Here is a 14,354-nt window from a genome sequence, read left to right on the forward strand (position 1 = left end):
GCATGACGAACAATCCAGTGATTGGCATCGTCGGTGCCGGCCTTATGGGGCATGGCATTGCGCAGCGGTTTTTGGCAGCGGGTCTAAAAGTGAATCTTTACGACCCCAATGAGGCTGCGTTGGCACATGCGAAAGAACAGATCCCCAAAATATTCGACATTCTGTGTCAGCAAGACACTTCAAGTGAACTACTGACATGCACAACGTCAATGGCTGAAGCAGTTTCACATGCTGATTGGGTCATTGAAGCCGGGCCCGAAAAAAAGGACATAAAACGATGTATTTTTAGCGAACTATGCACGTTTGCACCTAAACATTGCATTTTGGCCACAAATACATCAGCGATTCCTATTGGAGATATTGCTGAAGGGCAAAGTAAGCCTCAGCGGATTATCGGTGCGCACTTCTGGAATCCACCACACTTAGTCGACCTGGTTGAGGTGGTGCAGAGTCAGTTTACTACGTGCGATGTAGTAAAAAACACTATGACACTATTTTCTCAGGTGGGTTTGAAGCCGGTACACGTGAAGAAAGATATTCCTGGCTTTATTGGCAATCGCTTGCAACACGCAATGAAGCGGGAAGCTATTGCCCTGGTCAGTCAGGGAGTATGCGATGCCGACACTATTGATGAAGTAGTGAAGCACGGGTTTGGCAAGCGGTTGGCGGTACTTGGTCCGCTTGAGCAGTCGGATCTGGTTGGATTGGACTTAACCCTCAGCATTCTTTCGACCATTTATCCCCATTTAGATAACAGCAAAACTCCGCAAGGCTTGCTTCAGGAAAAGGTGGCAAGAGGCAAAACGGGTATGAGAGTCGGAGAAGGTTTTAAAACCTGGACTGAAGCGACGGCCGAACAGGTGAGGCAGCGTGTTCAGAAACACCTTATTCAGACGCAATTAGATAAAAACAATTAGTAATTAACTACAGAACGAGAGGGCTAGTTATGGCTATCAATCAATATTATCAGGTTCCGAAATTAGAAGAATACAGCGAGAGATTTAAAGACTTTTTCAAATTCAAACGGGAAAACGGCATTCTTGAAGTCAAGATGCACACAAAAGATGGGCCTGTAAAGTGGAGCTATCAGTTCCATCACGCCCTCGCAGAATTATGGACGGTAATTGGTCACGACAAAGAAAATGAAGTACTCATTTTAACCTCTACCGGTGATAAATGGATTAACGAGTGGGATGTCGAGTCGTTCAAGGAAGTCGAGCAATCTCCAGATGACGATAAGCGTTTCGACGTGCAAATTTATGACACCCTTAAAATTGTTGAGAACTTTATCAATGACATCGAAATCCCCACAATCGCAGTGATCAATGGTAAAGGGATCCACTGGGAAATGTGTATGATGAGTGACATCACCCTGTGTACACCGGATTTTGTACTGCAGGACGACCACTTTGGCATGGATTCCGGGCACGTACCTGGTGATGGTATGGGCCTTTGCCTGCAGGAAATTTTAGGCATCAAGCGGGGCAATTACGCCATGCTGACCTGTGAGGCTATCGATGCTCAGAAGTGTCTTGAATTAGGTGCGGTGAATGAAGTGGTAGAACGTGAAAATATCGTCGATCGGGCTTGGGAAATCGCCGGTGATATCATGAAGAAGAGTCGTTCTTGTAGACGCTTGACTCACTATATTTGTGCACGTCCGTGGAAATCTGTTATCGAGCGTGATTTTAGAATTCACGTTTTATCAGAAATGTATTCTTTCAACTTATCTCACTCAGAACACGATTTTGAATATATAAAATATGATTAACTCTAGCTTTTGGAGCTCATTTAAAAAGCTAGGTCGAAGTAGATGTCATATTTAATTTAAGTTAAGCGGGGTTGGACTTAACTCACTGATTATAAATCGACAAAATAAAAAGAGCAGTGCTTGCAATTTTAAAAACACTGCTTTTTTTGAATGTGCAATTAAGTGGCTCGATCAGAGTTAATCTGCAAGCCCTAGCTCTTTCTTACCTTGATTAAAGTGAATATCAACCGGGATGCTGGCTGCTTCTAAGCGTGCTAAATCCGAAGCAAGATCGGGTTTAATGACACCCATAGTTTCTACTAGCTTTGCCACGCCGTCGTAATCACCGTCGCCTTGTAGTGTAAGGATTAATTCAGATAGCGCTTCTACTGCTGCGCCCATCTTCTGCATATTTACGCGATACATGCCGTCTTCTGTTTTTTCGAAGGCGCCCTGCTGGGCAAAGAAGTTAAAGCGGATCATGTTCGCTTTTCCGTGTGCAGAGCTTGCGCCGAAACGGACAGAACGGAAAATGCCAGCCATAAAGGTCACGTAGTAGTCTTCAAGTGTACCTTCAGTGATTTCACCTTTTTCAAGAAGGCTTTGTACCATGTACAAACCTAGAATATCCGCTTTGCCTTCTTCAAGAGCTGACGCATGCTCTTTAAGTGCGCCGCGAACAGTCCCTGAACCATCTAAGGTATTCTTAATGCCTAAACCGTGCGCCACTTCGTGAAACATGGTGTTCGCGAAAAAGGCGTCGAACGTAATGTGTTCACGTTGCTCTGGTACAATTAGCGTGTCTGCAATAGGCACTAAAATAGTATCGAACTTTGCACGCATCGCGTTTTTAAGCTGAAGGCGGCGGGTACCCTTTTCTAGCTGCACTCGCTCGTCATTGGGCAAGTTGATCGCAATGGTCTTACTGCCAGCATTAGAGTGGCCCGCATAATAAATAACATCGTAAGCGTTTAGATCTGCATCAGAACCTGGCATTTCCGCTTTATATGCTTCAGCAACCGGAAGGCCTTGCTGTAATTCAGGCAAGAAGGCCGCGTATTTAGCTAGCTTTTCACTCCATGCTAAGTCTTTAATAAGCACGTAGGCTTCAAACGCTGCTCGATAGCCAAACAATTGGTCTTCGTAGCTTTCAATAGGGCCGATAACCAGCTCAACAGGATTGGTTTTCATATCCATCCACGCCATGTCAGAAGCCAGGTAATCGTCTGACAATAAAGCTTCAGAACGCAGTTGCAGGTATTGCTTGAAGCTTTCGTCCTCAGCCAACTCTGACGCTTTTTTGAGCAGGTCAGACGCCTTCATTAACTCACTCTTGAAGGCCTCAGAATAAGGCACAGAATACAGCTTACCTGCTTCATCGCGCTTCACCATAGAGTAAAGACCTTGCTTGTCGTCAAAATCTGCCGTGGCAAATTCTTCCTTTTCCATATCATGGGGATAAAACTCTGCGCCTAAGGCTTTGTCTTCATAGCCGCTAATAAAAGGCGTATCGCCATTTAGTCGATCCCAAGGACCATAGTTAATCGCTGCAAAGTGACGTACTTTTTCGTCACTTATTGAAGAAAGGAAGGCATCTTTATCTTCAAAAAACGCCTGTTTCCAAAACAAGTCGTCCATGATTTTTGACGCATCTATTAATAGCGAAAGCATCTTGTGTTGATTGTCACTTAGGTGTGACAAATCACTGGTAAGGTCTACGGCGTGATAAATTGACAAGCGAGACTCGTCAATAAGTAAGGTTTGCTCTGTAGCGGTTTCAGGCTTTGCCGTTTGAGTTTGCGTTGTATCGGTGCTTTTACTACACGCAGTCAGCATTAATAACCCTGCCACTGCTGACGCAATAGGAGAGTATGTTGAAATCGTCTTTTTCATAATGAATTTTTACCGTGTCGTTTCGCTGTATTTTTACAGTAGTTGGTGCGGTGATTAGGTCACTTACTATAGCTATGCTTTTGATTTAATACAAAAGTATGAAAATTATTTGTCTAATATCAATACTGGTTTGCTACTAGTTGTCTATACTTTAGAAAAGCTCTGGTGCTTCAGCTGACACAATTTATTCGTCGTGAAGCAGCCTTTTTAGTTGGTCGAAACTAAAGAGCTACTATAGTATGGTGATAGAAATACCATAATAAAACAATAAACGGTTTGTATTTTAGCGTGAAACATAGAGGCCTATGTGAATGAACGCAGGGAATGCAACGCATGAACATTCAATTTGTTTAGTGCGTCAGAATTATTGATGCCTAGATGAACAACGGGTAACGCAAACTATCGCCTTATCAAGGCTATTTGGAACTTTCTAAGGGTAGAAATATGTCTACACAGAACGCGCTTTCAACCATCTTGGTTGAAAAAATAAATAATGACACACTGGTCCTTCCTACACTTCCTGCTATTGCATTGAAAGTCCGTAAAGCGGCAGACGATCCCGATATTAACCTGAACGCAATGGGTGATGTTATCGGTCAAGATCCATCACTCAGCGCAAGAATGATCAAAATTGCGAATAGCGCTTACATGGGCCGCAGTGTAAAAGTGACTTCTATCAGCCAAGCGGTAACACGAATTGGTTTGCGCCAAATTAAGAATATCTCTACAGCGTTAGCAATGGAGCAGCTATTCGTTTCTAAAAACGATGTAGTTGCACGCTATTTACAGCAAGAGTGGGCAAACACTGTAAATATTGTTGCTAACTCTATGGCAGTACTTCAGCTGTATATCGCGCGTACGAAAAAGCGTGAAATGAGCATGGATACCATGACGCTAGCGGCACTGGTTCACAACATTGGCGTTTTACCTATTTTGACTGAAGCTGAACGTCATCCCGAAGTCTTTGCTAACCCTTCATTCCTTGAAGTTGCTATAGATAAATTAGCTGGACGCATTGGTGCAAGCATCATGAGAGAGTGGGGCTTCGGCGATAGCTTTGTCAACGTAGCTAAAAACTGGAAAGACTTAAGCTATCTTCCTGATGAACTAAGTTATATTGATTTTGTTCGTGTAGGTGCCGCAGTCTCAGGCGCCGCAGGCAGTCAAAAAGATGCTATCTTGAATTTAGCTATACAGCGCGGTGTTGTAGAGGATATGGGCGAACTTCACTCTGACGAGTTTGAAGAATTAGCAAGTGTAGCCAAGCAAATATTCTTGTAAGCAGGTAAGCTTTTAAGCTACTCCTAGCGCTACACAGCAATGTAAGGCCGATACAGAAGAGAACCTTCAAAACGTATCGGCCTTTTTGTTAGGTAAAGTTAGCTATGGAAATTACGCTAAAAAGCAACACTAGGCGTTAGCAGGTTTCTTTTGGACATACAGTAATATTAAACCTAGCCCCAGCCCCCACACGGCAGAGGTCATAGAAAATAAGCTAAATCCTGACGCCGTACACAGCATGGTAAGCAGCGCAGGAGCTCTGTGATGTTCTACTTCCATAGCGCGAACCACCGCCCCTTGCAGCGTAGCTAATAGAGCTAGCCCAGCAAGAAGGTGAATGATAATACTGGGCATATTAACAAATAACGCGACAACCACAGACGCTAACAGCCCCATAAATAAATACGCCACGCCGGCTGCAATAGCCGCTTTATAGCGTTGTGACTTTTCATTATCTGCCTGCTCACCCATGCATAACGCCGCCGTTATTGCCGCTAAGTTAAAGGTAAAACCACCGAAAGGTGCTAATAAGGCTTGAACAATGGCAATGCCTGACAAAATGGGTTTGTGGTCGGGCGTATAGCCGTGGGCATGATGAATTGCTATGCCGGGCAAGTTTTGGGAAAGCGTGGTAATAAGAAAAAGAGGAAAGGCTAAGCCAATGGCGGCACTAAGCGAGAAACTGGGGGTAACCCAGATAGGCTCAGGCAACGTGAACATTGATGCCAGCCCTGATGAGCCGCTTGGTAAAGCAACAGTACCGCTGGCACTGGTCATAAACAAACTAATGCCCACCGACATAATTAGTAGTAACAGCATCAAATAGCGGGGAAATAGTCGGCTTCCTATTAGATATGCTGTGATAAATAACGCAACTAAGTGGGGTGCTTCATTAACATCACTGAATATCGCAAGGCATATGGGCAAAAGAATACCGGCTAAAAGTGCAGATGAAATGGCCGGAGGAATGCGACTAATTTGTTTGAGTAAAGTCCGACTTTGCGCTGTTATAAGTGAAAGCGTTGCGCATATTACAAATGCACCAATGGCTTCACTTAAACTATAGTCGCCGATACTGGTTAACAAAAAAGCCGCACCAGGCGTGGACCAAGCGGTAACAACGGGCAGCTTGGAGAGCCACGAAAACAGAATACAGGTAATACCCATTCCTAGACCAAGCGCGAATAACCAGCTTATTACCATGTCATCGCTAGCGCCAGCTTTGCGCGCTACATCAATGATAATAACAACAGAACTACTGTAACCTACCGTAACGGCGGTAAGCCCTGCGCTGATATGACTTAACTTCCATTTGCTCATGAAAACCCTCGTGATGGCATTTCGAATTGGAAACGACTGAGCGATAAAAACACGCTTTTAGTGTTTATCGAATGTGCTACTCTACCTTTCTGTGCGCTATAACGTACAATGGGTAACTTAACATTTGTGCGTTATAGCGCACAACTGCTTTATTAATATCAGCGACTAAATAAAAGGCCTTTATTACATGGCAAAAGCAAATGCGCAGCCTTCTGCTATTTCAAGAAGTATTGCACAGCACCTGCAGTCTGTTCGTAAAGCTAGGGGGCTTTCCCTTGATAAAACCGCCCAGTTGACGGGCGTGTCTAAAGCCATGTTGGGGCAAATAGAACGAGGTGAGTCTAGTCCTACAATCGCTACCTTGTGGAAGATAGCAACAGGTCTTGCGTGTTCTTTTTCTTCATTCTTATCGGGTGATGAAACCGCCCCTACGGCTCAACGTGCCGATAACAAGTTCGCTAACGACCCAAATGTAACCATTAAAACGCTATTTCCTTATAACTCAGCTACCCAGTTTGAAATGTTTGAACTATGCCTAACAGACTTTCATGAGCAGCACTCTTCGGCTCACCAAATAGGCGTCACCGAACATATTCACGTACTACAAGGAAAGTTAGGAGTGTTGCAAGATGGCCAGTGGAAAATCTATCAGGCGCAAGAGCAATGTATATTGCGCGCAGACCAACCCCACGGTTATCGAGACGTAGTAGGAGAGACACGCTTTGTTGTAGTGATTCACTATCCCGCTTGAACTTAAAGCGGCTTGGTCACTTTTCTGTTAAAGCCAGAAAGACTTTGTGCTGAAAGTTGGTTGCCAGTTCAAATGTGCTAGTTAAAAATACTTCAATGATCCTGGTTAAAAGCCTAACTACCCTAAGGTAATTAGGCTTTTCGATAGCGCGAGGCTATTTTTCTTATTGGCTTATTACTTACTTGCCGCTAGCTTATAAACTATCGTCGTTAAGATTAAGCGCTCCGCGAAGGAAGTTAAGTAGCGTACAAATTTCAGCTGACATTAGTGCAAACTCTGCATCGAGGCGTGCCTCAACCTGATCTTTTGGCACATCGTCAGTTTCTTCTTTAATGCGGTCGGTGAACTTAATACGTTTAATAGCACCATCTTCACACATAATAGCTGTAAGCGTTTCTGCATATTCAAACGCGACTTTTTGCACCAGTTTACCGGCATCTAAATGAATACTGATTTCTTCGCTGTCTAGCGGCTGGTTCTTGCAACGAATAACGCTGCCGGTGTCATCGGTAGATTTAAGCTCAGCTTCTTCTAGTAAGCCTACGCCTTCTGGTGTTGACTCAGTAACCCAGTGTGTAAGTTCGCTTTGAAGGCTTCTGCGCGTAAAGGGAACAACCGGCAGTGAGCCAATCGCTTTTCTAACCATGGCCAAAAAGGCTTCGGCTTTGCCATCAGATGATGCGTCAACTACGACTAAGTTGTCAGCAAGTGATATAAAACCGTGGGTGTAGGTGTTTTTCGTAAAGGCCTGTGGCAGCAAGCGTGTCTGAATTTCTTGCTTAAGGTCAGCTTTGGCTTTTTTGCCAACTGGCGACCCTGTTTCCATTTCAATTTTAGCCACCATTTCGTCAAGCTCGGCATTTACTACCGCACCAGGCAGAATTTTTTCTTGTTTCTTTAGCGTTATCCAAAAGCGCTGTTGAACAACATGGAACATGGTACCTTGCTTACCTGCCTGAGAAAAAGGGGAAGCGAATCCCATGGTTGCCAAGTCTTGGCTGCCGCATGGGCGAAAAGCATGCTCGTTAAGCGCGCGCTCTAAATCGCCCTCGTCTAGCGATAACGGCTGAGTAATTTGATAGGCTTTTACATTTTTAAACCACATAGTTTACGCATTCTCTTGATAAAAATAGGGCGCAAGCGTACCAATGTAAGACTTGCGGTGCAATTGAATAAAAGAGTCTAAAAAGCGTGTCTGTCACACGCTCTTAATATTGAAGATAGCAAGAAAGGTTAAGCAATCTTTTTCTTCGGAAAGCGGATGATATATTGTAGGCCGCTGCCAAGCGTACTTTCAGCCTCGATATGACCATGCAGAGACTGCGTAACTAGGTTATACATAATGTGTGTGCCCAGACCGCTGCCACCTTCTGCGCGTTTAGTGGTAAAGAACGCATCAAACAATTTACTTAGCTCTTCTTCGCTCAAGCCTCTACCGTTATCTTTATAGTTAATCACCACGTTTTCACCGGCTTCTTTCACATCTAATGTGATTGTGCCCGCTACATTGTTTTCAAACCCGTGTGTGATTGAATTAACCACCATATTGGTAACAATTTGAGCGATGGCGCCAGGAGCGCAGGTTACGGTTAAATTGTCAGGGCAAGTTACGTTTATCTGATGTTCAGTATGCTTGAAGCTTGGTTTCAACGACTGAATGATTTCGTTGATATAATCGCCCAACACAAACTCGCGCTCGGTCTCGCTGGTTTGGTCAACGGCCACTTGTTTGAAACTGGCGATAAGGTCTGATGCGCGCTCTAAGTTACTTAAAAGTAAAAGCGCAGTTTGCTCTGCTTCATCGATGAAGCTTGCCATATTCTTACTGGTCAGGCTTTTATCTTCAAAGTCGGTCTTTAAGTTGTTAAGTCGCTCTTGAAGGAAACTGGCGGCGGTAACACTTACGCCCAACGGCGTATTTACGTCATGTGCGATACCCGCAACAAGCCCGCCAAGCGAAGCCATGCGCTCTGACTCCACTAACTGCTCTTGCGCTTGATGGAGTGTATCCATAGAACTGGCTAGCTCTTGATTACGTTTACGCAGTTCGGCTTCTATATACTGGCGATTTTCGTTTTCTTGGCGAAGCTCTCGCTGGTGGGCAATAAGTTCGTCTTTTTGTTGCTCTAAGTCGAGCATGATCTGAGACAAGGACGCGGTTTTCTTCGCCACTTCCTGTTCTAAAATAAGGTTTTGGTCATCCAGTTTCTTGTTCGCAAGGGTGAGTTCACTCTGTGCATCTTTAAGCTTATTATTTGAAATAATAAGGTCGTCAATTACTTGGTTGTATGATTCTTTGAGTTGTAATAACTCGTTATCATCATCAAGTTTAATGCTGAGCTTACTCTCTTCTGGGTGCTGAGCATCGAAATTACCCATCTGCTCGGTGATGGTCTGCAGCGGCTCAGAAAGCATGGTGCGAAATGCGGTCATAAACAAAAAGACCAGAAAGGTGGTTTTTACTAACGCATTACCAATAAGAAAAAATACGCCTACTTCAATACGGCTAAAAATAGTGTCGAAGCTAGAGTACAAAGTGACATCGCCAACGGTAGATTCGCGCCCTGAGAATTTAAATACCAATGGAAAGCTATAGCTAAAAACGCCGCCGGGATGATCTTCTATTAGTTCACGGTCTACCGGTGCTGGGGAGCGTTGAGCACGAATACCGTACTCTGCAATGTAATTTCCATTTTCACCACGTACTTGTAGCCCTTCAACGATGGGCAGCGACATCAATCCTTCAGCAATAGCGCGAACCTGATCATTGTTTAGTTCCCACAAAGCACGGGTAAGACTTGAAGAAAAGGTGTTTTTAAGCGTTTGTAGCTCGCTTTCTACGTGGTTTTTTGTGCTGAGATATTCTGTAAAGATTTGCCCTATCGTTACCAGCAGTGTAAGGGCAAAGTATACAGACAGTACCCTAGCTAAAAGCTTCCTTGATAACCCAGTCTTGACCGCAGCCATAGAAAAACGCACCCCTGTTACTTCAGACTTTTTATGATACCCACACTATGGCGAGATAGTTGTTTTAAATTACATATGTGTAGATATTTAAGACAACTCAAGAATATGCGCAATCGTATGAATAAACAAGATTCTATGTTTAAAGTTTGGACAAAGCGTGTTTTAAAACCGTATTAAACTTGACACATTAATGTAATCGTTTTAATAAAACTGTCACAGACCACATTAATAATAACGGCGTTTAATAATGAGCAGGAATATTACGATGTCTCGTACAGTGTTGGTGGTTGAGGACGAAGCGCCTATCCGTGAAATGCTTAAGTTTGTCCTTGAGCAATCAGGTTTTAACATTATTGAAGCCGAAGATTTTGACATCGCGCAAGAAAAAATTTGCGAGCCCTACCCAGATTTAATCTTATTAGATTGGATGTTACCGGGAGGAAGCGGTGTACAGCTAGCTAAAAGTTTGAAGCAGCACGAGTTTACTCGTGACATTCCCGTTATCATGCTTACCGCACGGGGTGAAGAAGAAGACAAAATTCGAGGTTTAGACGCAGGTGCTGACGACTACGTTACTAAACCATTCTCGCCAAAGGAATTAGTGGCAAGAATTAAAGCCGTTATGCGCCGAGTAACGCCGACTTCAAGTGAAGAACCAATCGAATTTAATGGTCTAAAATTAGAACCAGTTTCTCACCGCGTTATGGCAAACGAAGAGCCACTGGATATGGGGCCGACAGAGTTTAAGTTACTGCACTTTTTTATGACCCATCCAGAGCGTGTCTACAGCCGTGAATTACTGTTAGATAATGTCTGGGGAACCAACGTTTACGTAGAAGATAGAACCGTAGATGTACATATTCGACGCCTACGCAAAGCTATATCTCGCCACGGACATGATGCTATGATCCAAACAGTACGTGGTGCGGGCTACCGTTTTTCTACTAAGCTTTAATAAATGTAGTGTTTAGGGAATAGCGAATGCTATTCCTATCACGTCTCTGCGCCACGCAAGCATGCGCTTTTTTCATCTTTAACAACGCGAGTTATTTCATGTATTACCCGTTCTCTTGGTTGAGAAGTACATTGCGCTTAGTGCTATTCCTTGTGGTTTTTGCGCTGGTCGGGTGGTATTTGGATGACATGTTATTCGCTGTTGCCATTGGCGCAACCCTGCTATTGCTGTTTAACTATTGGCATCTGTATAAGCTAAATCGCTGGTTATGGCACAGTCGCAAAATGTCCCCACCTACTGTGCGTGGCGTGTGGGAGCATATTTATGAAGGAATTTATTACCTTCAGCGTCGTAACCGCAATAAGCGTAAAGAGCTAGGTGAATTGGTAAAGCGCTTTAGAGAGGGTTCTGAAGCCCTACCTGATGCAGCAGTCGTGGTTGATGCGAAAGCGTGTATTATTTGGTGTAACCGCCTTGCACGGTTGGATTTAGGGCTCAAGTGGCCGCAAGACTCTGGACGTCGTATCGACAACTTGTTGCGTCACCCAGAATTTATTCAGTACTTTCATGCAGGGAATTATAAATATCCCATTGAGGTACCGTCGCCTACTAACCCCAACAAAACCTTTGAATACCGGATTATGCCTTATGGCGATGAGCACCTGCTGCTGATTGCCCGTGACATAACGCGGGTGTCCCAGCTTGAAGAAATGCGTAAAGACTTTGTGGCAAACGTGTCTCATGAACTGCGTACACCGTTAACGGTTATTAACGGATACCTGGAAATTCTTCCTATTGATGAAGACTCCGATCCTTTCATGCAAAAAGCCATGAAAGAAATGACATCGCAAACCCACCGCATGCAAAACTTGATAGAAGACTTGCTGGTGTTGTCGCGCATTGAAGCAAGCTCGGAACGTATCTACGAAAATGTAGTGAATATTCCGATGGTCCTGGCACAAGTAGAACGGGAAGCGCAGGCCCTTAATAAAGAAAAAAACCACACAATAAACTTCCACATCGATAGCGAACTTTATGTTTTTGGTGTAGAGACCGAACTGCGCAGTGCTTGCTCTAACCTCGTATTCAATGCGGTGCACTACACCCCTGCGGGTGGTGAAATTAATGTGTATTGGTGCCGCAAGTCAAACGGCGCGTATTTTTCTGTGGTAGATAACGGTGATGGAATTGAACAGAATCATCTTAACCGCCTAACAGAACGCTTTTACCGCGTAGATAAAGCCCGCTCTCGCAAAACCGGTGGCTCAGGCTTAGGTCTTTCCATTGTAAAACATGTACTAAGTCATCATAATTCTCGTTTAGACATAACCAGTACATTAGGCGAGGGCAGCAATTTCTCGTTCGTGCTGGATAATGAGTTGATTGCAGAGCAGCTGTAACCTTAAGAGGCAAGAAACGTTGGTGAGCAAAAGGCATGGCAAGGTGAAAGGGCAATATTGTAGTCTTTCAAACCTATTTCTGATGATAAGCGTGTTATGCTCTTTAGCAACACACGCAATCGCCCAAGATACAAAAAGTTCACCTACTGCTTTAAGCGTTTATCAAGTACCTGCCTATGAACGTAAACCTGGGGTGGCAGGAAAAATATCCTCTGTTGGCTCAGACACACTGGCAAACTTAATGACTTTTTGGTCACAGGAATTCAAAACCCTTTATCCTCAGGTCGGCTTTCAAATACAGGCGTCTGGTTCATCCACCGCTCCGCCCGCACTTATTGAAGGTACTGCCACCATAGGCCCTATGAGCCGGGAATTAAAGCCCAGTGAAATACGGGACTTCACGCGAACCCACGGTTACCCGCCTACAGTATTAAAAGTGGCAATGGATGCCATCGCCATTTTTGTGGATAGACGCAATCCGCTGCCGGGTATGACCCTTGAGCAAGTTGACGCGGTGTTTTCTGAAACCCAGTTTTGTGGCAGCAATAAGGCCATTACCAATTGGTCTCAACTCGGTGTTAACGATATAGGCTATCGTTCTCCTATCAGGCTATACGGTCGAAATTCGGTATCGGGTACTTATGGCTTGTTCAAAGTGATGGCGCTGTGCGATGGTGACTTTAAGAATACGGTAAACGAGCAACCTGGCTCTGCTTCTGTAGTATTGTCTGTGGCCAGCGGTACAGGCGCGATTGGCTATGCCGCTTACGGCTATAAAACTGCAGGGGTTCGCGCTTTGCCTTTAGGTGAGTCGCTAGACAGCTTAATCCCTCTTTCTATTGACACCGTGCGTAACGAAACGTATCCGTTTGCCCGTTTTCTTTATTTAGTGATAAATAAAAAGCCCGGTGAGCCTTTACCTACTCTGGAAAGGGAGTTTTTGCGTTATATATTGTCACAGGAAGGGCAGCAGCAGGTGTTAAGAGACGGATATTTCCCCATTCGTGAAGATGTATTGGTACGCCAGCGCCGATTATTGGAATAGAAAAGCGAAAGTAGAAGTCGCATCACTCGCCGTTAAAAGCAAAGGATAAAACTGTGTCGTATATGCCGCCAGCGTGGAAACAATGGGTAGTCAAATGCCTGCTATCAGGGACAGCTGTGTCAACGATCGTGACAACGCTAGCGGAAAACGGTTTTTCTCCCGACACTATTAAAAAAGTGCTCGGCGCCAATTTGCCCACCAATTATCAGTTTTCTCCCTCTTCAAGTTTCTACGAGAAGCTAGCAAAAAGTGCTATCACCCGCGTGGAACAGGCTAAACCTCTGGCCGAACCCAGTGACATTCAGCTCTTTGCGTACGATGACTTCTTGAGCAGCCAAGAGTGTGACGACATTGTTGCGTTGACCAAAGATAAACTCGCGCCCTCTAAATTGGCGGGAGCCGCTAGCGCTGATGACATTAGAACCTCTTCAACATGTGAATTAGCCTTTCTCGGTAATAAGCTAGTCAAAGACGTTGATAGTCGCATTGTTTCAACCCTTAGTTTGGGCGTGGGAGAAGGGGAAGTTATTCAGGCCCAGCACTACAATGTTGGGGAATATTACAAACCTCACTACGATTTCTTTCCTCCAGGAAGCCCGCAGTATAAAACGCATTGCCTATCGCGTGGTCAGCGAACATGGACATGTATGATTTACTTAAATGATGAATGTGACGGCGGTCACACCCGCTTTACCAAGCTAGATATTGCAGTAAGACCGAAAAAGGGAATGGCACTCTTTTGGAATAATTTGCTGCCCTCTGGCGACCCCAACCTTAACAGTATTCATTTCGCAGAGCCTGTCACTCGTGGTCACAAAACTGTCATAACCAAATGGTTTAGAACGAAAAACTAATCACCTTAAGCCAAGCTTTTAGTTTTATTTTTAATCTACTTCGTTTTATCTAATTGAAAAGTAATAGCTTTACGCAGGCTTTAGTTCAAAGCTGAAAAAGTTCAAATAAATTCGATAAGTTTTTTACTTTGTAACAAA

12 protein-coding genes are annotated in these 14,354 nt (G+C 44.3%); 8 read left to right on the forward strand and 4 right to left on the reverse strand.

What is annotated here, in order from left to right:
* The first annotated feature begins 2 nt into the window (after positions 1 to 2).
* Both E5672_RS00715 and E5672_RS00720 read left to right on the forward strand, forming a co-directional pair.
* A complete protein-coding gene (locus E5672_RS00715) occupies positions 3 to 917 on the forward strand; it encodes a 3-hydroxyacyl-CoA dehydrogenase family protein (protein WP_240692126.1) in 915 nt (304 codons plus the stop codon).
* A gap of 29 nt (positions 918 to 946) precedes the next feature.
* Positions 947 to 1,771, forward strand: a complete 825-nt coding sequence (locus E5672_RS00720; RefSeq protein WP_136780494.1) for an enoyl-CoA hydratase/isomerase family protein — start codon at positions 947 to 949, stop codon at positions 1,769 to 1,771.
* Between the two features lie 177 nt (positions 1,772 to 1,948).
* Here E5672_RS00720 and E5672_RS00725 read toward each other — a convergent pair whose 3' ends face one another.
* Positions 1,949 to 3,643, reverse strand: a complete 1,695-nt coding sequence (locus E5672_RS00725; protein ID WP_136780495.1) for a dipeptidyl-peptidase 3 family protein — start codon at positions 3,641 to 3,643, stop codon at positions 1,949 to 1,951.
* Positions 3,644 to 4,087: 444 nt separating this feature from the next.
* On the opposite strand from E5672_RS00725, the gene E5672_RS00730 reads away from it, so the two are divergent.
* Positions 4,088 to 4,924 (forward strand): HDOD domain-containing protein, encoded by an 837-nt coding sequence (locus tag E5672_RS00730; protein ID WP_136780496.1) that lies wholly within the window; start codon positions 4,088 to 4,090, stop codon positions 4,922 to 4,924.
* 129 nt (positions 4,925 to 5,053) lie between these two features.
* On the opposite strand, the gene E5672_RS00735 is transcribed toward E5672_RS00730, so the two are convergent.
* Positions 5,054 to 6,244, reverse strand: a complete 1,191-nt coding sequence (locus E5672_RS00735) for a benzoate/H(+) symporter BenE family transporter (protein ID WP_136780497.1) — start codon at positions 6,242 to 6,244, stop codon at positions 5,054 to 5,056.
* A gap of 187 nt (positions 6,245 to 6,431) precedes the next feature.
* Between E5672_RS00735 and E5672_RS00740 the strand changes: the two genes are divergently transcribed.
* Positions 6,432 to 6,995 (forward strand): helix-turn-helix domain-containing protein, encoded by a 564-nt coding sequence (locus tag E5672_RS00740; protein WP_136780498.1) that lies wholly within the window; start codon positions 6,432 to 6,434, stop codon positions 6,993 to 6,995.
* 193 nt (positions 6,996 to 7,188) lie between these two features.
* Here the strand turns inward: E5672_RS00740 and rdgC are convergent, their stop codons facing one another.
* Both rdgC and E5672_RS00750 read right to left on the reverse strand, forming a co-directional pair.
* Positions 7,189 to 8,100 (reverse strand): recombination-associated protein RdgC, encoded by a 912-nt coding sequence (gene rdgC / locus E5672_RS00745; RefSeq protein ID WP_136780499.1) that lies wholly within the window; start codon positions 8,098 to 8,100, stop codon positions 7,189 to 7,191.
* Positions 8,101 to 8,228: 128 nt separating this feature from the next.
* Complete coding sequence (locus tag E5672_RS00750; RefSeq protein ID WP_136780500.1) at positions 8,229 to 9,962, reverse strand: sensor histidine kinase; 1,734 nt, start codon at positions 9,960 to 9,962, stop codon at positions 8,229 to 8,231.
* Positions 9,963 to 10,227: 265 nt separating this feature from the next.
* On the opposite strand from E5672_RS00750, the gene phoB reads away from it, so the two are divergent.
* The 4 genes from phoB (at position 10,228) to E5672_RS00770 (ending at position 14,216) form a co-directional block, all read left to right on the forward strand.
* Positions 10,228 to 10,917 carry a phosphate regulon transcriptional regulator PhoB gene (gene phoB, locus E5672_RS00755; RefSeq protein WP_014948281.1) on the forward strand — a complete coding sequence of 230 codons (690 nt, stop codon included), beginning with the start codon at positions 10,228 to 10,230 and terminating at the stop codon, positions 10,915 to 10,917.
* Between the two features lie 98 nt (positions 10,918 to 11,015).
* Entirely contained in the window at positions 11,016 to 12,317 is a 1,302-nt protein-coding gene (gene phoR, locus E5672_RS00760; RefSeq protein ID WP_136781024.1) for a phosphate regulon sensor histidine kinase PhoR, read from the forward strand.
* A gap of 82 nt (positions 12,318 to 12,399) precedes the next feature.
* Entirely contained in the window at positions 12,400 to 13,362 is a 963-nt protein-coding gene (locus tag E5672_RS00765; protein WP_240692154.1) for a PstS family phosphate ABC transporter substrate-binding protein, read from the forward strand.
* Positions 13,363 to 13,478: 116 nt separating this feature from the next.
* Positions 13,479 to 14,216, forward strand: coding sequence for a prolyl hydroxylase family protein (locus E5672_RS00770; protein ID WP_240692127.1), 738 nt, complete (start codon positions 13,479 to 13,481; stop codon positions 14,214 to 14,216).
* The last annotated feature ends 138 nt before the right edge of the window (positions 14,217 to 14,354 follow it).

This window comes from Alteromonas portus (genome assembly GCF_005117025.1).
Taxonomy (GTDB): Bacteria; Pseudomonadota; Gammaproteobacteria; order Enterobacterales; family Alteromonadaceae; genus Alteromonas; species Alteromonas portus.

Coding starts and splice junctions, on each gene's coding strand:
- E5672_RS00715 (WP_240692126.1), top strand. CDS start 3: ATGACGAACAATCCAGTGATTGGCATCGTCGGTGCCGGCCTTATGGGG.
- E5672_RS00720 (WP_136780494.1), top strand. CDS start 947: ATGGCTATCAATCAATATTATCAGGTTCCGAAATTAGAAGAATACAGC.
- E5672_RS00725 (WP_136780495.1), bottom strand. CDS start 3,643: ATGAAAAAGACGATTTCAACATACTCTCCTATTGCGTCAGCAGTGGCA.
- E5672_RS00730 (WP_136780496.1), top strand. CDS start 4,088: ATGTCTACACAGAACGCGCTTTCAACCATCTTGGTTGAAAAAATAAAT.
- E5672_RS00735 (WP_136780497.1), bottom strand. CDS start 6,244: ATGAGCAAATGGAAGTTAAGTCATATCAGCGCAGGGCTTACCGCCGTT.
- E5672_RS00740 (WP_136780498.1), top strand. CDS start 6,432: ATGGCAAAAGCAAATGCGCAGCCTTCTGCTATTTCAAGAAGTATTGCA.
- rdgC (WP_136780499.1), bottom strand. CDS start 8,100: ATGTGGTTTAAAAATGTAAAAGCCTATCAAATTACTCAGCCGTTATCG.
- E5672_RS00750 (WP_136780500.1), bottom strand. CDS start 9,962: ATGGCTGCGGTCAAGACTGGGTTATCAAGGAAGCTTTTAGCTAGGGTA.
- phoB (WP_014948281.1), top strand. CDS start 10,228: ATGTCTCGTACAGTGTTGGTGGTTGAGGACGAAGCGCCTATCCGTGAA.
- phoR (WP_136781024.1), top strand. CDS start 11,016: ATGTATTACCCGTTCTCTTGGTTGAGAAGTACATTGCGCTTAGTGCTA.
- E5672_RS00765 (WP_240692154.1), top strand. CDS start 12,400: ATGATAAGCGTGTTATGCTCTTTAGCAACACACGCAATCGCCCAAGAT.